This window comes from Gordonia sp. 852002-51296_SCH5728562-b, from assembly GCF_001665475.1.
Classification (GTDB): Bacteria; Actinomycetota; Actinomycetes; order Mycobacteriales; family Mycobacteriaceae; genus Gordonia; species Gordonia sputi.
The window spans coordinates 22,584-43,926 of the sequence record NZ_LZMI01000014.1; the positions used below are offsets into that span (position 1 = coordinate 22,584).

Here is a 21,343-nt window from a genome sequence, read left to right on the forward strand (position 1 = left end):
CCTCTACCCAGTGTAGCAATCTGCTACGCCGAGAGCTGGTCGAGAGCCAGATCCCTCGGACGTCACGGTCGATGCGACGACTAAGGTGAGACTAAGCCGACGCATTGCCCCAGGTGGCACAGATGGCATGTCGGGGAAAGTGGGAGGTCGCGGGCGATTGAGGTCTTCACGGGTGCTCGCGGTGTTGCTGGGAGCGCTGGTCGCGCTTATTGCGGGATGTAGCACCGTACCCATCCAGCAGTCGACGAGCAGTTCGGTTGCCGCGACCGCACATCTACGCAACGGTCCATCGACGGCGACGCTCCCCGACCCCGACGTCGTGCCGGTCACCACGACCCCGAGCGCCACACTGCCCACGACTGTCGACTCCGTCGGACACGGCAGGGTGACGGTTGCCGACACCAGCCGCATCATCGCGATCGATCGCAACGGAACGCTTGCCAACACCGTGTTCTCGCTTGGTCTCGGATCGCGGGTGGTCGGCCGCGACACGTCGACGACGTTTCCGTCGGCGTCGATACTCCCCCTCGTCACGACCAACGGGCACACGCTCAGCGCCGAGGCGGTTCTCGCGCTGAACCCCACCGTGGTGCTCGTCGACGAGGACACGACACCGCCCGGCGCCGTCGACCAGATCCGCAACTCCGGCATCCCGGTTGTCGCGTTCACCTCCACTCGAACGATTGCCACCACCCCCGCCCTCATCCGCGACGTCGCCGCCGCCCTCGGTGTCCGGCAGGCCGGTGAGCAACTCGTGACGCGGACCGAGAAGGAGATCGCCGACGCCCGAGCAGCGGTGCCCAATCCGTCGGGCAATCCGCGCATGGCGTTTCTCTACATCCGCGGCCCACGACTGGTGCTCATGTCCGGACCGCAATCGGGGGCCGATGATCTGATCGCAGCGCTCGGCGGCACCGACGCCGGGACCGCATCGGGGCTCAAGCCCGGGTTCACCCAGGTCACCACGGAAGCACTGCTCACCGCGAACCCCGATGTGATCCTCGTGATGACCCAGGGGGCCGACTCGGTCGGCGGACTCGACGGCGTCCTCGCGCTCCCCGGTGTCTCGCAGACCAGTGCGGGCAAAGCGCATCGTGTCGTCCAGATGGACGAGACCGAGATGCTCTCGTTCGGACCCGACACCGGGAAGGTGCTCGGCGCGCTCGCCCGGGCCATCTACGTATGACCCTGCAGCGCTCACCGTCGCGATCGCGACATCTCACCACCCACGGCGGCCGCGCATCGGGTGTCGTCGTGATCGTGGCGCTCCTGGTGTTGACCGTCCTGGTGGTGATCACGTCGGCGGCCGTCGGGCAGGTCAGCGTGTCACCCGTCGAAGTCCTCGGCAGCCTCGCACACCACCTTCACGTGTCGATCGGACCGCTTCCGGCCGACATCGGTGAGTACACGCTCTGGAACGTCCGCTTCCCCCGAATTGTCATGGGCCTCATCGTCGGTGCCGCGCTCGGTGCGGGCGGGTGTCTCATGCAGGGCGTCCTGGCAAACCCCCTCGCCGAGCCCGGCGTCGTCGGAGTGTCGTCGGGAGCCGCCGTCGGCGCGGCACTGATGATCGTCGTCGGAGGCGTCGGCGTGAACGGGTGGGCACTCGCCGCTGTCGCTTTCGTCTTCGCGCTCGCCACCTCCGCAGCGGTGTACGTACTCTCGCTGCGCGACGGCTCGTCGTCGCCGATCATGTTGGTACTCACCGGGATCGCCGTCAACGCTTTCGCACTCGGCGTCATCGCCTACCTCACATTCATCGCGTCGACGACGGCCCGCGAGCAGATCGTGTTCTGGCAACTCGGCTCACTCGAGGGCATCGGCTGGGGGCCGGTGTGGGTGGCGCTGCCGCTCGTCGTCGCGGCCGTCGCGGCGTCGTTTCTGTTGGTGCACAAGCTCGATCTGCTCGCGCTCGGCGAGGTGCAGGCCGCGTCGCTCGGCGTGAACGTCGAAGTGGTGCGTCGGCAGGTCATCGTCTTGGTGGCCATCCTGACCGCGGCCGCCGTCGCGTTCACCGGCATCGTGATGTTCGTCGGACTGATCGTGCCGCACCTCATGCGGCTGATCGTCGGACCAAGACATTCGATCTTGTTGCCCACCAGCGTCATCGGCGGCGCACTGGTCCTCGCTGCCGCCGATCTCGCGGCCCGGACCGTGATGCCTCCCGCGAGCCTGCCGCTCGGCCTGTTCACCTCGATCGTCGGCGGGCCGGTCTTCTTCCTGCTCCTACGCCGGAGTCGGAATGCGGGAGCCGGCTGGTGAGCGCTGACACCCCGACACCGGCCGGGCTGCTCGGCGAGCACATCGACGTCGAGCTCGGCGGGCGAACCGTGGTCCGCGACGTCACCCTGGAGGTCGCGCCTGGCGAACTCGTCGTGCTGGTCGGCCCCAACGGATGCGGTAAGTCGACGCTGCTGTCGGTGATGGCGGGTCTGCGAACTCCGCAGGCGGGCCGTGTGACGGTCGGCGGCGTCGACATCGGCGGAATGCACGCACGGGATCTGGCGCGGGCACGCTCGCTGGTGACCCAGCAGAATCGTCCGGATACGCCGTTCACGGTCGCGGAGGTCGTCGAAATGGGTCGGTATCCGTGGCTGCGTACTCCGCAGGCCGCCGACTCACCGCGGATCATCGCCGAGTCGATGCGCCTGTGCCATCTCGACGACATCGCCGAGCGCTCATTCGGACAGCTCTCCGGAGGCCAGCAGGCGCGCGTCTCGCTGGGTCGTGCGCTCGCACAATCGACCCCGATCATGCTTCTCGACGAACCGACCGCGGCCCTCGACATCCACCATCAAGAGGGCGTCCTCGACATCTTGCGCAGCCACCGCGACAACGGCGCCGCCATTTTGCTTGTGGTCCACGACCTTTCACTCGCCGCCGCCTACGCCGACCGCGTGGCCCTGATGAAGGAGGGCCATCTGCTGGCGGTCGGCTCGGTGCGCGACGTGATGACCGCGGACCGACTGTCGGAGACCTACGACCACCCCGTCGAGATCTGGGACCACCCCGAGACCGGCCAACCGGTGATCATCCCGCGGCGCCGCTGAGCGCGGGTACCCACTGGGCGCTCAGAAGCGCACAGTCGGCATTCAGAAGCGCCCACTCGCCATGCCGCGCAGCGTCGACTGGGCGCTCGAGCACGCCGACTGGGCGCTCGAGCCTGCCGACTGGGTAGCGCGTCTAGGGGCGGGTGGCCGTCGCGTAGCCCGGCGGCAGGAAGTTGAAGAAGTCGCGCGTCACCGCGACTGCGTTGTTCGAGTCGGCGCCGCGGACGACGAGTGTCGCGAAGGCGAGGTCGCCGCGGTAGCCCGCGAACCAGGCGTGCGATCCACCGTCGAATTCGGCTTCACCGGTCTTGCCGTAGATCTCGCCCTGTTCGGCGATCGTCGTGCCCGTTCCCTCGGTGACCACCGCACGCATCATGGGGCGGAGCTTGTCCACGACGCCGGGTTCGAGGGCGGGCGTCGGTCCGGTCACCGTGGTGGGCTTGCCGAGGATGAGTTGCGGGACAGGACGTTTGCCGTCGTTGGCGACGGTCGCCGCCACCAGGCTCAGGCCCAGCGGGCTGACCAAGACCTTGCCCTGACCGAAGCCGTCCTCGCTACGGGCCACGAGCTCGTTGGCGATCGGGACAGACCCCGACACGGCGTCGAGGCCTGCAATCTTGTACTGCTCCCCCACGCCCATCGCCGCTGCCGTGTTGGCGAGGTCCGACGGCCCCATCATGCTGGCCAGATGGGCGAACGTCGTATTACACGACGCCGCAAACGCTTTCAGCATCGTCACGGTGCCGAGCGAGAATCTGTCGTAGTTCGGAATGGTTCGCGGGCCGATCTCGATCTCACCCGGGCACGGAACGAGCGAATCCGGTTGTGCCAGATTGCGTCTGATCGCCGTGGTCGCGGTGACCATCTTGAACGTCGAACCGGGCGGGTAGAGCCCGGTGGTGGCGATGGGTCCGCTCGTATCGGCGGCTTGGTTCTGCGCCACTCCGAGAATGCGTCCGGTCGACGGCTGAATCACGACCATCGCGATCTGAAAACGGTTGGTGGCGTTGACTGCCCGCTGTGCGGCGTCTTGGACGGCGCGCGACAGACTCAACGAGATCGACGGCGCCGGTGTGGCCGCGTGGTCGGTCAGGACGTCCGCGTCGAGTCCGTTGGGGTTGACCGTGACGACCCGCCAGCCGACGTTGCCGTCGACCTCGCTGTCGACGACCTTCTTGACCTGAGACAGCAGTGCGGGCGCGAAACCCGGGTCCTTGGAGACGAGCTCGGCCTGCTCATTGGTGACGACTCCGGGAATCGCCAATTGGTCACGGAGACGGTCGAACTGGGCTTGGTCGAGGCGCGTGATCGGGTACTCGCCGTCTGTGGCCGTCGAATCCTCGGCGATCTTCTGTGCATTGAGCGACATGCCCGTCGCGTTGAGCGCAGCGGTCAGCCGGGTCACCGAATCGGCGACGGACCCCTGCTCCGCAGCCTTCTTCGCGTCGAAGTTGACGCCGACGACCGTTCCGTTGACCATCACCTGCGAGCCATCGGCCTCGTTGACCGTCGCTCGCGGCGCCTCGACGATCCGCATCGACAAGCGTTGATTCGCACCGAGATCCGGGTGTACGTCGGTCGACGTCCAGCGGACCGACCAGCCGGAATCGCTCCGCCCCATCTTGACCGTGGCCGGATAGGTCCATTCGCGACCGCGCGGCAACTTCCAGCGATAGGTGACGTCGATGTCGGCGGTGTCGCCGTTGATGTCGGCACGACCGGCCTCCGCGGTCATCGAGGTGGCACCCAATCCCGACCATGCGCCCCCGAGTCCCTGCGCAGCCTGACCGGGATTGTCGGTCAGCGCCGCGGCGGCGTCGACATCTCGCTTGCCGAACTCCTCGAGAAAGTGCTGTGCCGCCTGACGCGGACCGTCGTCCGCCGAGGTACAGGCGGTGGCCCCGACGATGAGCGCAGCACTGATCGCCACGGGAATCAGGGAAGCGACGCGACGTCTCAAAAGCACCATCGGTAGCTGATGATAGGGCCGCGAGGACCACCCGCCGGGGAGGCTCGCCCTAGTCGACGAGGACGGTGGCGAACGTGCCGACCTCGGTGAATCCGATCCGCTGATAGACCGACCGTGCGGGAAGGTTGAAGCTGTTCACATACAGACTCGGGATCCGGCCCTGTGCCTGCACCGCCGCGGCGACCGCGGCAGTGCCACCCGCACCGAATCCCTGTCCGCGCCGCGTCGGATCGACCCAGACTCCCTGGATCTGGCCGACTCGGCGTGAGAGAGAACCGATCTCGGCTTTGAACACCACCGCGGAGCCGTCGAAACGTGCGAACACCCGCTGCGCCGAGATCAACGCGGCCAGACGTCGACGATACGACCGGCCACCATCCCCCGCGCAGGGGTCGACCCCGACCTCCCCGATAAACATTTCCACGGCAGCGGGAAGGTAGACGTCGAGATCGTCGAGGGTGACCAGGCGCACGCCCGGATCGGGTGCAACCAGCGGCGGACCCGACAGCGCGAGCAGCGGCTGCGCCGGTCGGACCTCGCGAGCGGGACCCCACGCAGAGCACAGCCGATCCCACATGGCGAGCACGTGTTCGGAGTCGCCGACGATCGACGAACAGACCCGCGAACTCGACAGGGCGCGCTCGGCAAAGTAGGTCATGTCGGCGCTCGTACCGAGCAGCGGGATGAGGTTGGCGCCCGAAAAGCACAGCGACGTGGCGGGATCGTCGGCGGTCCACAGTTCGCCGCCGAGGAGCCTCGGGTCGATACCGTGCGTCTCGAAGCGGGCAGCAACCATGCAACTGGCGACCGGATCGGCATTGAGGACGCGCGCCACCACGGGGGCGTCGCGTGCGCCGAGCGGTTTGTCGCCCAACAGCCTCAGCACGTCATTCCTCCATCGACCCGGGGGTTACGTTCCGACGACGTGCCGACCCGGTCGCCAATAGAGCAGGGCCAGCCGACTGTCGTCAGGAAACGGTCACGGTAGGTGATCCCACCGCACCCTCACCAGTTTCTCCCGATTCCTCTGCAATCCGCAGCGCTTCTTCGATCAGCGTCTCCACGATTTCGGCTTCGGGAACCGTTTTGATGACCTCGCCCTTGACGAAGATCTGGCCCTTGCCGTTGCCTGAGGCGACGCCGAGATCGGCTTCGCGGGCCTCGCCCGGACCGTTGACGACGCAGCCCATCACGGCCACGCGCAGCGGAACCTCCATACCCTCGAGCCCGGCGGTCACAGCGTCGGCCAACTTGTAGACGTCGACCTGCGCGCGGCCGCACGAGGGGCACGACACGATTTCGAGCTTGCGTGGGCGCAAATTGAGCGACTGCAGGATCGCGTCGCCCACCTTGATCTCCTCGGCGGGCGGTGCCGACAGCGATACCCGGATGGTGTCGCCGATGCCCTGGCTGAGCAGCGATCCGAACGCCACCGCCGACTTAATCGTCCCCTGGAATGCCGGACCCGCCTCGGTCACCCCGAGGTGCAGCGGATAGTCGCACTGCGCCGCGAGCTGCCGGTACGCCTCGACCATGATGACCGGGTCATTGTGCTTGACCGAGATCTTGATGTCGCCGAACCCGTGTTCCTCGAACAGTCCCGCCTCCCACAGCGCAGACTCGACCAACGCCTCGGGTGTCGCCTTGCCGTACTTCTGCATGATGCGCTTGTCCAGCGATCCCGCGTTCACACCGATCCGGATCGGGATACCCGCGTCGCCGGCCGCCTTCGCGACCTCTTTGACACGACCGTCGAACTCCTTGATGTTGCCGGGGTTCACACGGACCGCCGCGCACCCGGCGTCGATCGCAGCGAAGATGTACTTCGGCTGGAAGTGGATGTCGGCGATCACCGGGATCTTCGACTTCTTCGCGATGATCGGCAGCGCCTCGGCGTCCTCCTGCCGCGGACACGCCACACGGACGATGTCGCATCCCGACGCCGTCAGTTCGGCGATCTGCTGCAACGTCGCGTTGATGTCGTGCGTCTTGGTGGTGGTCATCGACTGCACCGACACCGGATAGTCGCTGCCGACGCCCACCGACCCGACGTGGATCTGACGGGTCTTGCGACGCGGCGCCAGTACCGGGGGCGGTCCCGCGGGCATACCGAGACCGATGGCGGTGGCCCCACCCGTGGCAGGTGCGTTCATCTCGTACTCCTCGAAGCGGATTCGGTTGTCTGCGCGGCCGTCGAATCGGGGCCGCTCGCGGCCGTCGCATCTGGGCTGACGGGGCCGCGCATCAGAAGATCTTGATCGGGTTGACGATGTCGGCGGTCAAGGTCAGGACCATGAACCCGGCCATCACGATGACCACCGCGTAAGTGATCGGCATCAGTTTGTAGTAGTCGACGACGCCCCCAGGCGCCCTGCCGAACCACCGGCGCACGGTATCGCGGCCCTTTTCGTAGCCGACGATCGCCATGTGCCCACCATCCAAGGGTAGTAGCGGGACCAAATTGAACAGCCCGAGGAACAGATTGACGCTGATCAGCAGTAGCAGGAAGACGCTCCACTGCCCGTGTTCGACGGTCTGCCCGCCCATCACCGATGCCCCGTAGACACTCACCGGGGAATCGGTTGCACGTTCACCGCCGGTCACCGCGGCCCACAGCCCGCTGACCTTCGACGGCAGCGAGACCAACGCCTTGAACGTCTCGACGAGCAGCTGGCCGGTGAACGAGAACGTCCCCGGTACCGCTGTCGCGACGTTGTAGTGGTTGACCGGCTCCGGAGGCGTATTGAGCTGCACACCGATGGCGCCGACGGTGATCGGCTCCAGCGACCCGTCGTCGGCCTTCTTCATCCGCTGCACCTGGGTGACGGGCACGTCGACCGTCACGGTCTGGCCATCACGTAGGACCTCGAGCTGTGCGGTGCCGGAGGTCTTCCACGTGGTCGTGATCAGGTCGGCGTTGTTGTCGACTCGATGCCCGTTGATCGCGACGACCTGATCGCCCGACCGGAGCCCTGCCTGCGCGGCGGGGCTGGGTCCCGAACAGGCCACCGGCTCGCCCTTGGCGTCGGTGCTCGGTGCCACGCACGTCGCTTTGTCGACGTAGACGGGTGCGTTGTTGGCGTCGGGACCGATCTTGGGCAGGCCGAACGCGACCGCCACGATGAACACGAGGACCAGGCCGAGGATGATGTTCTGCGCCGGACCCGCGAGCAACACCACGAACCGCTTCCACGGCTTCTGGCGGTACATGGCACGGTCGCGCTCGTCGTCGTCGAGCTTGTCGTAGGGAGTCATGCCCGCGATGTCGCAGAAACCGCCCGCGGGAATCAACTTGATGCCGTATTCGGTTTCGCCACGCTTGGTCGACCACAGCGTCGGGCCGAATCCGACGAAGTAGCGTCGGACCTTCATGCCCGTGGCCTGCGCGGCCCACATGTGACCGCATTCGTGCCAGGCGACCGACAACACCAGCGCAACCGCAAACAGCACGACGCCGATCGCGAAACTCACGTACTCAACTCCAATTCGACGTCCCCGCAGCAGGATCTACGGGCTGGTCTCCTTCTCACGCGGAAGCGTGTGCGACGAACTGCGCAGCGCGCTCTCGTGCCCATGCGTCGGCGGCAAGGATCTCCTCCACAGTACCTGGCTGTGCACGCCATTCATCTGCGACGGCGAGCACATCGGCGATGATCTCGACGATGCGCGGAAAGCTGATGCGTCCCGCGAAGAATCCGGCGGCGGCCGCTTCATTGGCGGCGTTGTACACCGCGGTGAGGCTTCCGCCCGCGCGCCCGGCCTCCCTGGCGAGCTCGATCGCGGGGAACACGGCGTTGTCGACCGGTTCGAACGTCCACGATGACGCCGTCGAGAAGTCACAGGGACTCGACGAACCGGGAACACGGTCGGGCCAACCGAGTGCCAGCGCGATCGGCAACTTCATCGACGGCGGAGACGCCTTGGCGATGGTCGCGCCGTCGACGAAGGTCACCATCGAGTGCACGATCGACTGCGGGTGGACCGTGACGTCGATCCGGTCGTAGTCGACGTCGAACAACAGGTGTGCCTCGATCACCTCGAGCGCCTTGTTGACCAGCGTCGCGGAGTTCAACGTGATCAGCGGACCCATGGACCAGGTCGGATGCTTACCGGCCTGCTCAGGCGTGACGTCGACGAGTTGCTCGCGAGTCCACCCACGGAAGGGCCCACCGGATGCGGTCAGTACCAGCCGCGACACCTCGTCGGATGTGCCCGCTCGCAGACACTGCGCGATCGCCGAATGCTCGGAGTCGACGGGGACGATTTGCCCCGGCGACGCGGCGCCGAGAACCAGTGACCCGCCCGCGACGAGCGACTCCTTGTTCGCGAGCGCCAGCCGAGCGCCGGATTCCAGCGTGGCGAGACTCGGCCGCAGCCCGATCGATCCGACGATCGCGTTGAGCACGACGTCGGCGTCGACGCTCTCGACGAGCCTGCACATCGCCTCCGCCCCGCCGAAGACGCCGTCGCCGAGTTCAGCTGCGAGCTTCTCCGCGGCGACCGGGTCGGCGACGGCGATCCGATCCGCTGTCAGGCCGGTCGAGCGCGCCTGCTCGGCCAGAAGGTCGAGGTTGCCGCCGCCTGCACCGAGACCGACCACCTCGAATCGGTCGGGATGCTCGGCGATCACCTCGAGGGCCTGAACCCCTATCGAGCCGGTCGAGCCAAGAATCAGTACGCGTGTGCTCACCCGACCATTGTCGCTCACCGGGCAACTCAGGCAGGCGGGTGTACCTTTCGCCAGTGTTCGGCGATCTCGATTCGTCGCGGTATCCAGACCCCGTCATGGGACTGAACGTGGTCGAGGAAACGCTCGAGCGCGGCCAACCGTGCCGGACGTCCGACGACCCGACAGTGCAGGCCGACCGACAACATCTTCGGTGATCCGTCGAGTCCCTCGCGATAGAGCACGTCGAAGGCGTCACGCAGCTGTGCGTAGAACTGCTCGCCGGAGGGAAAACCGCCGGGCGACGCGAACCGCATGTCGTTGGTGTCCATCGTGTAGGGCACGACAAGGTGGTCGACGTCCTCGATAATCCCGTCGGTGCGCTTCGGCACCTTCACCCAGTACGGCAGGTCGTCGGCGTAGCTGTCGGAGTCGTAGGCGAATCCCCCGTACTCGACGACCAGGTCGCGCGTCTTCGGTGAGTCTCTGCCGGTGTACCAACCGAGCGGTCGCGATCCGGTGATCTCGGTCAGCAGCTCGATCGCCGCACGCATGTGCTCGCGCTCGACGTGCTCGTCGACCATCTGGTAGTTCAGCCAGCGATAGCCGTGACACGCGATCTCGTCGCCGCGCTCGACGAAAGCCGCCGCGACCTCGGGATTGCGCGCCATAGCCTGCGCTACGGCGAAGATCGTCAACGGCAATCCGCGTCGAGAGAACGTGCGCAGGATGCGCCACACCCCCGCGCGCGAGCCGTACTCGTAGAGCGACTCCATGCTCATGTGCCGATTGGGAAACGACTGCGCACCGACCATCTCGGAGAGAAAGGTCTCGCTGCCGCGGTCGTTCTCGAGGACGTTGTTCTCGCTGCCCTCCTCGTAGTTGAGGACGAACTGCACCGCGATCTTCGCGTCGCCCGGCCACTGCGGATCGGGGGTGGTACGTCCGTACCCGATCATGTCGCGGGGGTAATCCTCGGTGCGGTAGTCGGTCAGCGAGCGTGTCGTCGGGAGCATGGCGGCATTCTCTCCCAGATCGCGCGTGGCCGTGCGACGGGGCAACGACGCGGCCGCTATGCTCATCGTGAACTACTACTGATCGTCGTCGGACATCTGTAGTTGGGCAGAAGTGTCAGTTGTTTCGCAGTGAGGAGCCACCGTGGCAAGCACCGAGGTCGAGCACGAGCAGCACAAGCAGATCGACACCGGCTGGAAGCACGAGCCCGAGGACGCACCCTCGGCGCGGTTCGGCTGGCACGGCACCGCGACGAAGTCGATGTACGCCGCAGGCTGGTTCTGCGTCGCAGCGCTGCTGTTCATGCTGATCGGCAACCAGGTCGGCCACGTCGAGGACATCTACCTGATCGTCATCGCGGTCGCGCTCGCGTGCATCCTGCTCTACAAGATGTTCAAGAAGAAGAAGTGGAGCTGAGCGGCTAACCGCTCGTCTCCTCGGCAGCGAGTTGGCCGCACGCCGCGGCGATCTCCTGCCCACGTGTGTCGCGCACGGTGCACGAGACCCCCTGCGCGCGCACGCGTCGAACGAACTCCCGCTCGACGTCCTTCGGGCTCGCATCCCACTGCGAGCCGGGCGTCGGGTTGAGCGGGATCAGGTTCACGTGCACCAATGACCCGAGTGCCTTGTGTAGCTTGCTGCCCAACATGTCGGCTCGCCACGGCTGATCGTTGACGTCGCGGATCAAGGCGTACTCGATCGAGACCCGACGGCCGGTGGTGTCGGCGTAATACCTGGCGGCGTCGAGAACTTCCTGCACCGACCAGCGGTTGTTGACCGGCACCAAGGTGTCGCGCAGTTCGTCGTCCGGGGTGTGCAGCGACACCGCAAGCGTCACCGACAATCCCTCGTCGGCGAGGCGTCGGATCGCAGGCGCCAGGCCGACGGTTGACACGGTCACCGAGCGCGCGGAGATTCCGAGTCCCTCCGGACTCGGCGCGGTGATCTGCCGGACAGCGGAGACGACGCGCTTGTAGTTGGCCAGGGGCTCACCCATACCCATGAAGACCACGTTCGAGAGCCTGCCTGCATCGCCGAACTCGCCGTCGCGCAACGCGCGCGCAGCCACACGCACCTGATCGACGATCTCACCGGTCGACAGGTTACGGTCGAGTCCACCCTGCCCGGTCGCGCAGAACGGGCAGGCCATCCCACATCCAGCCTGGCTCGAGATGCACAGCGTGTTGCGATCGCTGTAGCGCATCAGGACGCTCTCGAGCAGGGTGCCGTCGTGCAGGCGCCACAGGGTTTTACGTGTGCTGCCGTCGTCGCAGGCGATATGACGAACAGGCGTCAGCAGCTGCGGAAACAGCGCCTCCGCGACCGCGGGACGCGCAGAAGCAGGAAGGTCGGTCATCTCCTCGACGTCGCCGTTGAGCCGCGAGTAGTACTGCCGCGCCAACTGGTCTGCACGGAATTTCGGCAGGCCGAGATCGGTGATGACCGCGCGCCGACCGTCGACATCGAGATCAGCGAAGTGCGTCGGCGGAAGTCCCTTCTTGGGCGCGGTGAACACGAGCGGCAATGACGTCATGAATCCATTGTCGCATGTCATCATGGGTGTATGAACCACGGCGACAAGCGCAGGGCCAACCACGACGTGACCGAACCCGACGTGACGCCCACCGTCGACCCGACCGAGCATCAGGCTCTCTTGGCCGAACGGCAGGAGTTGCGGACCAAAATCGAGAAGGTCGAGCACACGCGTGCGCGCGCTGCCTTCACAGGCCTGGTCGTCGGAGCGATCATCACGATCCTGCTGCTGGTCTTCATCCTGCAGAACCTGGAATCGCAACGCATCGACATCCTGTTCTGGGAGGTCAACCTGCCGGTCGGCGTCAGCCTGCTGATCGCGGCGATCGCAGGCGCGTTGATCGTCGCGATGGCGGGAGGCGCGCGGATGTACCAGCTCAACCGGACGCTGAAGAAGGCCAAGGTCGCGACGGATCCGCCACCGGCGGCGTGAACCTCACGCACCCGCCGATCTCGGCGCGACGCCGTCGTCGAGGTGCCTGACGATCCGATGAATCGACGCGTCGCGTGTGAGCTTCTCGTCGAGCAGCGGATTGATGAGTCCTCGAAGTGCCGAGTACACCGACCACTGCCGGGGCGCGACGACCTGCCCCCTCCGTGAACGGATTGCGTCGACCAGGACTCCGGCGGCGTCGTCCGCGGTGATCCGACGATTCAGCGGCCACGGCAGTTGACCGCCGATCTCCTTTCCGATCGGGTCGTCGTCGAGCGTCGCCCGCGTCATATCGGTCTCGACGATGCCGAAGTACGCGATGCCCGCGGAGGCGCCGTACGCCGACAGTTCGATCCGCAACGCCCGCCCGAGTTGTTCCACCCCCGATTTGGTGATCATGTATGCCGAACCCCCCATCCCGGGAGCGAACGCCGCGCACGAGGCAACCAATTGCATGTGCCCTTGTGCGGCGATCACCGGCTCCATGCACGCGCGCACGGTGTTGAACACCCCGCGGAGGTTGACGTCGACGACGCGGTCGAAGGCTGCCGGGTCGACCCCGCGTAGCGTCGCCGTCGGTGGCGTGATTCCTGCGTTGGCGACAACGTGGTCGAGACGGCCGAACCTGCCCAGTGCCTTGTCGACGGCTCTGGCCATCGAATCCAGTTCGCGCACATCAGCTTCCACCGCCAGGGCGGCGTCCCCGGCGAAATCAGCACTCGCTGACTCCAGTGCCGTGGCGTCGACGTCGGTCAGCACCACGTGTGCTCCCGAGTCGACGAGGCGGTGCGCGGTGCGCAGGCCGATGCCCTGTGCCGCACCGGTGACGAGCACCACCGCGCCCCGAATGTCCGTGCTACTCATCCGAATACCGCCTCACGCGTCGTCGACACCCCGTGTCGATGTGGTATGCCCGTTCGGACGTCGAAGTCATCCCAGTTCACGTGTTTCATCGCCCGCCTGAAGGTGAAGACGTAGCCCGGCCAGAACGTGAAGTTGCGCCCCGACGGACTGAGGTAGTAGCTCGAGCAGCCACCGGTGTTCCACACGGAGTCCTCGAGGCCTTTATCGACCTCGTTCACAAACCGGGCCTGCGCCGACTGCGTGACATCAAAACTGCGGATTCCCCTCCGGCGCATGGTCTTCAGCGCGTCGATCAGATAGTCGACCTGCGCTTCGATGGTGACCACCTGTGAGGTGTAGACGACCGAGTTGGGTCCGAGGATCATGAAGAAATTCGGGAACCCCGCGACGCTCGTGCCCCGGTACGCCTTCATCTCGCCGTTGCCCCACACCTGCGACAGGCTGCGGCCGTCGGCACCGTGGATGCGCGAGAAGCCCTCCCCCGCCGCGAGCTTGAACCCGGTACCGAGGAGGATGGTGTCGACCTCGTGGACGCGACCGTCGGCCGTCTCGATGCCCTCGGCCCGCACCCCGACTATCGCATCGGAGACCACCGAAGCGTTCGGTGCGGCCAACGCCGGGTAATACCTATTGGAGAATGTCGGCCGCTTGCACCCGAAGGAGTATGTCGGCGTCAACTCCACCCGCAGCCTCTCGTCGGCCACCTGCCGACGCAGATGCCACCGGCCCAGCGCTGCAGCAGGTTTCAGTAGCGCGGGATGGCTCACCAAGCCAGGAACCATCATCTCCTGCACGAGCGAACAGGCTCCGCGCAGTCCACGTTGGGTGGCCGGCACCCGCGCGAACATTGCCCTGACGCGCTGCGGAATCGGCCGATCCGGATGCGGAAGTATCCAGGTGGGCGTGCGCTGGAACAGGGTCAGGTGCGCTACCTGTGGCTGCATCTGGGGCACGAATTGCACCGCGGATGCGCCGGTTCCGATGACGGCCACCCGCTTGCCGGTCGGCGACCAGTCGTGATCCCACTGCGCGGAGTGGAAGACGTCGCCGTCGAAGTCGTCGAGTCCGGGAATGTCGGGTCGGGACGGCTCGCTGAACGGACCCGTCGCGCCGACGAGGACATCAGCGGTGAACGACGAGCCGTTGACCGTCAGGCGCCAGACCTGCGCGAGGTCGTCCCACGACGCATCGGTGACGTCGTGACCGCACCGGATGTGGGGTGTGACGCCGAAATCCGCAGCGCACCGGGCGATGTACGCCTGGATCTCACGCTGCAACGGATACAGGCGCGTCCAGTCCGGGTTGGGTGCGAACGAAAACGAGTACAGAGCCGACGGGATGTCGCACTGCGCACCGGGATACGTGTTGACCTCCCACGTTCCGCCAACAGCTGCGGCGCGCTCGAACACCACGAGGTCGTCGAATCCGTTCTGCAAGCATCGAATCGCGGCGCCGATGCCGCCGAATCCCGCGCCGATGATCGCCACGTGAAAGTGCCGCCTGGCCGGGTCGTGTCGGGTTGGGGCTTGCTGGACTGAATCGTGCTGGACTGAATCGTGTTTGGCAGGGTGTTGTTGGGCTGAATCGTGCACTGTGTGGTTCCTCCTAGAGGTCGACGACAGCGTGGTCGTCTGCTGCGCGCGAGACGCAGATCATCATCGAATCGTCGCGTTCGTCACCGATCAGTACGCGGTCGTGGTGCTCGACGGCGCCGGCGAGCACCCGCACGCGACACGCCCCGCAGAAGCCCTGCTGGCACGAGTAGCGCACGTCGGGTCGCACGCGGCGGATCGCCGCGAGGGCGCTCTCGTCTGCGGCCACATCGACCGAGCCGCCCGAGGCGAAGTCGATCCGGAACGGCCCGCCGTCGACAACCGGTGGCGGACTGAACCTTTCGCTGTGTAGTTCGCGCCCGGGATCGTGCTGCACCACGAGGCGTCGCGTCGCGGCGAGCATGCTCGACGGTCCGCACAGGTAGATCGGCGCGGTGTCGCTGGCACTGCCACTCCCGATGCCCACGCCGAGGAGGTCGGCCATGTCGGGCGGGCCGTCGACGTCGTCGGCGTGAATACGCACCCGGTCGCGATCGAGCGCGAGCAGTTCGTCGAGGAAGGGCATCGTCGCCCGCGACCTGCCGGTGTAGACGAGCTGCCAGTCGAGACCGCGCGCGTGTGCTTCGCGGACCATCGGGAGGATCGGGGTGATGCCGATCCCGCCCGCAACGAAGAGACATCGTGCGGTGGCGGCGAAGTTGAATGCGTTGCGCGGTCCCCGGATCCGCAACTGATCGTCAGCTCGCAGCACATGCATCTCCGCCGAACCGAGCCCGTCGGGTATGCGCCGCACCGCGATTCGATAGGTGGTGGTGTCGGCGGGATCGCCGGTGAGCGAGTAGTGGCGCTGCCGGTCGGACGGGGTGAACACGTCGATGTGTGCGCCGGGACTCCACACGGGCAGGGCTGATCGGTCAGGTCGGGCGAGGGTGACCAGGCGCACCCCGTCGACCGCCTCGACACTCTCGACCACGTCGAGTCGCATGTCGAATCCGACCCGCCGCACCGGATTCGGCCGCGAGAGTCGGTCGGCGAGACGCGCCTGCGCGAACACGCGAGAATAGCCCCGCGCCAACCGGTGGATCTCACGCAGGACCGGCGTCGGATTGTCGACGTCTGTGGTGGGTGGTGGAAGATAGTTCACTGCTCCGCCGCCCGCGCCGCCGGTGAGATCGCCAGGTAGCGAACGGCTTTGTCGATATCGCCCATGCTCGACGGATGGAACCCCGGGCGGAGGTACAGGTAGATCTGCTCGAACAGGAACGAGATTCCGGGAATCATGTGCCGACGTGCCGCAAGCGCGAACGCCACCGGCCACGGGCGGCGTCGAGCGATGGTCGCGTCGTTGCGATAGAGGTACGCCGCAGTCGAAAACCACAGTGCGGCAAGCCCTGTCGAGGCGATCAGTGCGGTGCGCGCACGACGAAAGTAGCCGCCGTCGACGTACTGGAATGCATCGAACGCGACGTTTCGATGCTCGAGTTCTTCCGCACCGTGCCACCGGAGCAAATCGAGCATGGTGGGATCGACGCCGACGTCGTCGAAGGCCGTGTTGTCGAGCAGCCACTCACCCACCACCGCGGTGAAATGCTCTGCTGCCGCGTAGATTCCGAGGCGCTCCGACAGCCACGCCCTGCTCGCGCGGCCGTCGGTGATGCCGTGATCGCCGAAGATCTTCTCGACCGCGAATTCGATGCGTGCCATGACGGGCCCGATCTCGACCCCGTTGGCGATCAGGTACTTTCGGAACCCCTCATGCGACGACGCGTGCGTGGCCTCCTGACCGACGAATCCGACGACCTCCTCCCGTAGTCGAGGGTCGTCGATCAGCACAAGCGCCTGCGCGAACACGTCGGCCATGGCTCGCTCCCCCTCGGGCAGGACGAGGTGCATGACGTTCCAGAAGTGCGTCGCGTACGGCTCGCCGGGGATGTACTCCAGCGGCACTCCGCTCCAGTCGAATCGAACGGGACGAGCGTTGATCGCCAACGCCTCCTCGTCGTACTCGCGTGTGCGCGCCCGGTATGCCTGCTCGTGCGCCTGCTCCTGTGGCTGTGCGTGCGTCACGGACCCTCCTCCTCGTGCCAACTCGGGGCGACGACTACGTGAGTCACGTCACCTCCCTGACGCGAACAGTGAAACACATCTTGCTTCAGTGTTTCAATAGCCGGACGTCGTTTACGCTGACACCATGTCCGTACCCGGTCTGTTCACCGCAGGGGCGGGCGTCGACGCCGCATCCGACCCGATTCTCGACGCCGCGCTCGACGTCTTCGCCGATATCGGGATCCGTCGTGCCACGGTCGACGACATCGCCAAGCGAGCGGGCGTCGGACGTGTCACCGTCTACCGCCGGATCGGCGGGCGCAACGAGGTGCTGACCGCGGTCCTGATCCGCGAGGCAACGCGCCTGTTCGCCGACGTACGCGCCGCAGCCGACGCCGCGGATACCTACGCCGACAGAGTGGTCACCGCATTCGCGACCACGGTGACGACCGTACGAGGCAACCCGGTGTGGAATCGGCTCCTCGAGCTCGAGCCCGCGTCGGTGCTCGAACAGTTGACGCTCAACGGATCGTTCATCCTCGCCGCCGCCGTGGAGGCAACCGCCGACATCCTGCGCACCCCTGACGTCGCGCTCGACGACGACGAGTTGGCGTCACGCGCGGAGATTCTGGTGCGCATCACACATTCCATCCTGCTGACACCCGAGGTGCGCGTGCCGCTGGCGAACTACGACGACGTCGAGAAATTCGCGCGCGACCACCTACTCGCGATCGCCGGCCCGGGCTGAAAGGCCCCCGTGGACCACTGACACGACGTTGCGGCGGAGGCGGTCAGAGCAGTGCGGTGAGCACGCACCACACGATGAATGCCGAGGGAAGCAGCGAGTCGAGGCGATCCATGATCCCGCCGTGTCCCGGCAACAGCGTGCCCATGTCCTTGATGCCGAGGTCGCGTTTGATCTGGGACTCGACCAGATCGCCGAGCGTCGCGCAGACCACGAGAACAGGCCCGAGGATCAGTCCGATCCACCACTGGCTGTCGAGCAGCCCCACCACACAGCCGATCGCACCCGCGGTGCCGACAACCAGCGAACCCCCGAGGCCCTCCCACGACTTCTTCGGACTGATTGCCGGTGCCATCGGATGCTTGCCGAAGAGCACCCCGGCCGCGTAACCGCCGACATCGGAGCAGACCACGACAACCATCAGGGTGGCGACGCGAGCGGCGCCGTGGTCCTGGACGACCATCATCGCGCCGAACGACGCCAGCAGAGGCAGCCAGGCGAGCACCAGCACGCTCACCGAGAGGTTCTTCAGATAGTTCACCGGCGCGTGGTTGATGCCCTGCGCCAACAACATCCACACCATCAGCACCAGGAGCGTGCCCACGAACGCCACCAGGACGCCGGTCGTCCCCCACGGCCAGCTCGACCAGATGATCGCCTGCCCGCCGACGAGCAGCGGCGGCAACGCAACGTCGTAACCGCCGTCACGCAGGCGTTTGGCCACCTCCCACGTCGCGATCGCGAAGGCCACCGCGACGACGACATACCAGAGTTTCGGTGCGAACAGCAGGATCAGAATGATCCCGATGCCCAGGGAGAACCCGACCCCGAGGGCTGCCGGGAGATCACGCCCCGCGCGCGACTTCTTCGGCTCCGCCTCGGTGGTCGTCTTATCCGCCTCGGCTGTACTGCCGTCGTCGTCGTGATTCGTCGCTGAATCGTCGGACATGGGATGTGTCGGCTCCTCGGTCACACCTCGAGCAATTCGGATTCCTTGTGCTTGACCAGCTCGTCAACCTGGTGCACATAGCCTGCGGTCGTCTTGTCGAGCTCCTTCTCGGCGCGCGACACCTCGTCCTCGCCCGCCTCGCCGTCCTTCTGGATGCGCTTGAGCTCGTCGACGGTTTTGCGGCGGATGTTGCGGATCGCGACCTTGGCGTCCTCGCCCTTGCCCTTCGCCTGCTTCACGAGCTCCTTGCGGCGATCCTCGGTCAGCTGCGGAATGGCGACGCGGATCAGGTTTCCGTCGTTGGTCGGGTTCACGCCGAGGTCGGAATTGCGGATCGCGGTCTCGATGTCACGCAGACTCGACGGCTCGTACGGCTTGATGACGACCAGTCGGGCTTCCGGAGTCGTGATCGACGCGACCTGGGTGACGGGGGTCAGAGCGCCGTAGTACTCGATGTGGATCTTGTTGAACATCGAGGGATTCGCGCGACCGGTCCGGATGGACCCCATGTCCTCGCGCGCCACGCCGACAGCCTTCTCCATCTTCTCCTCGGCGTCGAACAATGCGTCGTCAATCATGTCGGTTCCTGGTCCTCGTCGTTGTTGCCGGTTCTCGTCCGTACCGCGCTCGCCGCGTCGGGGGTTGGCCCCGTCGGCCTATGTGCTGACCAGTGTGCCAATACGCTCGCCGGCCACCGCACGCGCGATGTTTCCCTTCTCCAAGAGATTGAACACGAGCATCGGCATCTTGTTGTCCATACAGAGACTGAACGCGGTCGCGTCGGCGACCTTGAGCTCCTTGTCGAGTACCTCGCGGTGGGTGACCTCGCGATACAGCGTCGCGTCGGGGTTGGTCCGCGGGTCGTCGCTGTACACACCGTCGACAGCCTTCGCCATGAGCACGACCTCTGCCTTGATCTCCAGCGCACGCTGAGCAGCGGTCGTGTCCGTCGAGAAGTACGGCATGCCCATGCCGGCACCGAAGATCACAACGCGACCCTTTTCGAGGTGGCGCTGGGCACGCAGCGGGAGGTAGGGCTCAGCGACCTGGCCCATCGTGATCGCCGTCTGCACGCGGGTGCTGATCCCGCGCTTCTCCAGGAAGTCCTGAAGGGCGAGGCAGTTCATCACCGTGCCCAACATGCCCATGTAGTCGGATCGGGCACGGTCGAGGCCGCGTTGCTGGAGTTCGGCACCTCGGAAGAAGTTGCCTCCACCGATGACGACCGCGACCTGGACGCCCGAATTGACCACCTCGGCGATCTGATCTGCGACGGTGCTCAGCACGTCGGGATCGAGACCGACCTGACCACCCCCGAACATCTCGCCGCCGAGCTTCAGCAGTACGCGGTGGTAGCCCGGTCGTGCGGATTCCTGGGACTCGGGGGTTTCGCTCATCAACATCCTCAACTCGTCGGTTCGCCTCGTCCATCTTATGGGGACGTCGCGGTCCTCGTGATCGCGGTCGCCGATCGACACTCCGGTAGGGCGCGACTCGGCCCCTGCCGACGCGGGCACGACAGGTCAACACAGAGTGACGTGGAGGCGAAGGAGCAGCTCAGCGGCGATGAGCGGCCGCGAACAGGCTCCGTAGCGCAGGCCTGTCGTCGAGGACCGGATACGACCGACGTGGACTGTGCACGCCGTCGCCCTCCATCACGAACGCGACGAGGGGGCTCCCGGAATCCGCGATACCCACTCGCGACAGGAATGCTGCGACGATCTGACGCGACATCGGCCCCAGTTCGTGAAGGGGACGATTGCGATGTATCCGCAGCCCGAGGTTGACCTGACCGATGGCATCGATGCCGTGGCGGGCAAGGGTGTCGAGCACGATTCCGATCTCGACGCCGTAGCCGGGGGCGAAAGGAATGGAGGTCAGCAGTTCCCGTGTCGCGGCGTACTCACCCGCGAGCGGCTGTATCAACCCGCACAGTTGCGGACACAATGCCGCGATCAGCGGCCGTACGGTGAGCTCGGTGACCCGTCCCCCGCCTGACGGATCGACCCCGTCGACGCCCATGAGAGGACGCCGGTAGTAGCCCTTCACCAGCTGCAGGTCGGGCGTGGTGAGTAGTGGTCCGACCAGCTTGGGCACATACGTCGGATCCGGGTCGACGAGGTCGCTGTCGACGAACGCGACGAGGTCGCCGGTCGTCGTCGCCAACGAACGCCACAGCACCTCACCCTTCCCGTCGGCAACCGGGATGCTCTCGAGTGCGGACTCCCGCGTCTCCACCCTTGCTCCGGCCGCACGCGCGACCTCGATCGTCGAATCGGTGGACCCGGAGTCGACCACGACGAGCTCATCGACCAGCGTGCCGACCAACGGCAGGATGGCTTCGACGACGCTGCCGACCGTCCGTTCTTCGTTGAGTGCGGGCAGGACGACGGAGATCGTCCGCCCGGCTTTCGCTTCGACGAGCTCCTCGACCGAGAAACCAGGACGTTCCCACGTGTTGGACTCCAGCCAGGTGGCCGACCCCTCCGACGTCGAAATCGTCATCGACGACGCAGCGTCG

Annotated in this window: 21 protein-coding genes; 6 read left to right on the forward strand and 15 right to left on the reverse strand. The window is 66.2% G+C overall.

The features are described 5' to 3' along the window. The first annotated feature begins 172 nt into the window (after nucleotides 1-172). From A5766_RS03455 to A5766_RS03465, 3 genes are read left to right on the forward strand one after another with little or no spacing between them, the layout of a single operon-like run. The gene (locus A5766_RS03455; protein ID WP_005204931.1) at nucleotides 173-1,186 is read left to right on the forward strand and encodes a heme/hemin ABC transporter substrate-binding protein; all 1,014 of its coding nucleotides are present in this window, start codon (nucleotides 173-175) and stop codon (nucleotides 1,184-1,186) included. Then, entirely contained in the window at nucleotides 1,183-2,262 is a 1,080-nt protein-coding gene (locus tag A5766_RS03460; RefSeq protein WP_005204933.1) for a FecCD family ABC transporter permease, read from the forward strand. The genes A5766_RS03455 and A5766_RS03460 overlap by 4 nt, the downstream gene beginning before the upstream one ends. Continuing rightward, nucleotides 2,259-3,050, forward strand: coding sequence for a heme ABC transporter ATP-binding protein (locus A5766_RS03465; RefSeq protein ID WP_005204935.1), 792 nt, complete (start codon nucleotides 2,259-2,261; stop codon nucleotides 3,048-3,050). Before A5766_RS03460 ends, A5766_RS03465 begins: the two co-directional genes overlap by 4 nt. Nucleotides 3,051-3,183: 133 nt before the next feature. Here A5766_RS03465 and A5766_RS03470 read toward each other — a convergent pair whose 3' ends face one another. From A5766_RS03470 to puuE, 6 genes are all read right to left on the reverse strand, one after another. Continuing rightward, nucleotides 3,184-5,019 carry a penicillin-binding transpeptidase domain-containing protein gene (locus tag A5766_RS03470; protein WP_039855176.1) on the reverse strand — a complete coding sequence of 612 codons (1,836 nt, stop codon included), beginning with the start codon at nucleotides 5,017-5,019 and terminating at the stop codon, nucleotides 3,184-3,186. Nucleotides 5,020-5,068: 49 nt separating this feature from the next. Next, nucleotides 5,069-5,905: a GNAT family N-acetyltransferase gene (locus tag A5766_RS03475; RefSeq protein ID WP_005204938.1), complete on the reverse strand. Its 837-nt coding sequence runs from the start codon at nucleotides 5,903-5,905 to the stop codon at nucleotides 5,069-5,071. Nucleotides 5,906-5,987: 82 nt separating this feature from the next. Beyond that, nucleotides 5,988-7,172, reverse strand: a complete 1,185-nt coding sequence (ispG, locus tag A5766_RS03480; protein ID WP_064864870.1) for a flavodoxin-dependent (E)-4-hydroxy-3-methylbut-2-enyl-diphosphate synthase — start codon at nucleotides 7,170-7,172, stop codon at nucleotides 5,988-5,990. 91 nt (nucleotides 7,173-7,263) lie between these two features. Further along, a complete protein-coding gene (locus A5766_RS03485; protein WP_005204941.1) occupies nucleotides 7,264-8,490 on the reverse strand; it encodes a M50 family metallopeptidase in 1,227 nt (408 codons plus the stop codon). Between the two features lie 55 nt (nucleotides 8,491-8,545). Next, the gene (dxr, locus tag A5766_RS03490) at nucleotides 8,546-9,709 is read right to left on the reverse strand and encodes a 1-deoxy-D-xylulose-5-phosphate reductoisomerase (RefSeq protein ID WP_064864866.1); all 1,164 of its coding nucleotides are present in this window, start codon (nucleotides 9,707-9,709) and stop codon (nucleotides 8,546-8,548) included. 26 nt (nucleotides 9,710-9,735) lie between these two features. Then, the gene (puuE, locus tag A5766_RS03495; protein WP_064864921.1) at nucleotides 9,736-10,701 is read right to left on the reverse strand and encodes an allantoinase PuuE; all 966 of its coding nucleotides are present in this window, start codon (nucleotides 10,699-10,701) and stop codon (nucleotides 9,736-9,738) included. A gap of 142 nt (nucleotides 10,702-10,843) precedes the next feature. Here puuE and A5766_RS03500 point away from each other — a divergent pair, with 142 nt between their 5' ends. Next, nucleotides 10,844-11,116 (forward strand): DUF2631 domain-containing protein, encoded by a 273-nt coding sequence (locus tag A5766_RS03500; protein WP_005204949.1) that lies wholly within the window; start codon nucleotides 10,844-10,846, stop codon nucleotides 11,114-11,116. A 4-nt stretch (nucleotides 11,117-11,120) separates the two neighbouring features. Here the strand turns inward: A5766_RS03500 and rlmN are convergent, their stop codons facing one another. After that, a complete protein-coding gene (gene rlmN / locus A5766_RS03505; protein ID WP_064864917.1) occupies nucleotides 11,121-12,233 on the reverse strand; it encodes a 23S rRNA (adenine(2503)-C(2))-methyltransferase RlmN in 1,113 nt (370 codons plus the stop codon). 30 nt (nucleotides 12,234-12,263) lie between these two features. Between rlmN and A5766_RS03510 the strand changes: the two genes are divergently transcribed. Further along, nucleotides 12,264-12,665 carry a LapA family protein gene (locus tag A5766_RS03510; protein WP_064864861.1) on the forward strand — a complete coding sequence of 134 codons (402 nt, stop codon included), beginning with the start codon at nucleotides 12,264-12,266 and terminating at the stop codon, nucleotides 12,663-12,665. A gap of 3 nt (nucleotides 12,666-12,668) precedes the next feature. Here A5766_RS03510 and A5766_RS03515 read toward each other — a convergent pair whose 3' ends face one another. The 4 genes from A5766_RS03515 to A5766_RS03530 all read right to left on the reverse strand — a co-directional run bounded on the left by A5766_RS03515 (nucleotide 12,669) and on the right by A5766_RS03530 (nucleotide 17,149). Continuing rightward, entirely contained in the window at nucleotides 12,669-13,529 is an 861-nt protein-coding gene (locus A5766_RS03515; RefSeq protein WP_064864858.1) for a short-chain dehydrogenase/reductase, read from the reverse strand. Further along, nucleotides 13,526-15,016 (reverse strand): flavin-containing monooxygenase, encoded by a 1,491-nt coding sequence (locus A5766_RS03520; protein WP_064864855.1) that lies wholly within the window; start codon nucleotides 15,014-15,016, stop codon nucleotides 13,526-13,528. The genes A5766_RS03515 and A5766_RS03520 overlap by 4 nt, the downstream gene beginning before the upstream one ends. Nucleotides 15,017-15,134: 118 nt before the next feature. Further along, nucleotides 15,135-16,226, reverse strand: a complete 1,092-nt coding sequence (locus tag A5766_RS03525; RefSeq protein WP_064903452.1) for a PDR/VanB family oxidoreductase — start codon at nucleotides 16,224-16,226, stop codon at nucleotides 15,135-15,137. Further along, nucleotides 16,223-17,149 carry a metal-dependent hydrolase gene (locus A5766_RS03530; protein ID WP_064862232.1) on the reverse strand — a complete coding sequence of 309 codons (927 nt, stop codon included), beginning with the start codon at nucleotides 17,147-17,149 and terminating at the stop codon, nucleotides 16,223-16,225. Before A5766_RS03530 ends, A5766_RS03525 begins: the two co-directional genes overlap by 4 nt. A gap of 124 nt (nucleotides 17,150-17,273) precedes the next feature. On the opposite strand from A5766_RS03530, the gene A5766_RS03535 reads away from it, so the two are divergent. Next, nucleotides 17,274-17,876, forward strand: coding sequence for a helix-turn-helix domain-containing protein (locus A5766_RS03535; RefSeq protein WP_064862231.1), 603 nt, complete (start codon nucleotides 17,274-17,276; stop codon nucleotides 17,874-17,876). Between the two features lie 43 nt (nucleotides 17,877-17,919). Here A5766_RS03535 and A5766_RS03540 read toward each other — a convergent pair whose 3' ends face one another. The 4 genes from A5766_RS03540 to A5766_RS03555 all read right to left on the reverse strand — a co-directional run bounded on the left by A5766_RS03540 (nucleotide 17,920) and on the right by A5766_RS03555 (nucleotide 21,327). Continuing rightward, a complete protein-coding gene (locus A5766_RS03540; RefSeq protein WP_064864913.1) occupies nucleotides 17,920-18,822 on the reverse strand; it encodes a phosphatidate cytidylyltransferase in 903 nt (300 codons plus the stop codon). Nucleotides 18,823-18,842: 20 nt separating this feature from the next. Further along, nucleotides 18,843-19,400 (reverse strand): ribosome recycling factor, encoded by a 558-nt coding sequence (frr, locus tag A5766_RS03545; RefSeq protein ID WP_005204967.1) that lies wholly within the window; start codon nucleotides 19,398-19,400, stop codon nucleotides 18,843-18,845. 78 nt (nucleotides 19,401-19,478) lie between these two features. Next, nucleotides 19,479-20,219 carry a UMP kinase gene (gene pyrH / locus A5766_RS03550; RefSeq protein ID WP_064903486.1) on the reverse strand — a complete coding sequence of 247 codons (741 nt, stop codon included), beginning with the start codon at nucleotides 20,217-20,219 and terminating at the stop codon, nucleotides 19,479-19,481. 160 nt (nucleotides 20,220-20,379) lie between these two features. Continuing rightward, nucleotides 20,380-21,327, reverse strand: a complete 948-nt coding sequence (locus A5766_RS03555) for a glucosyl-3-phosphoglycerate synthase (RefSeq protein WP_064903487.1) — start codon at nucleotides 21,325-21,327, stop codon at nucleotides 20,380-20,382. Nucleotides 21,328-21,343 lie beyond the last annotated feature (16 nt).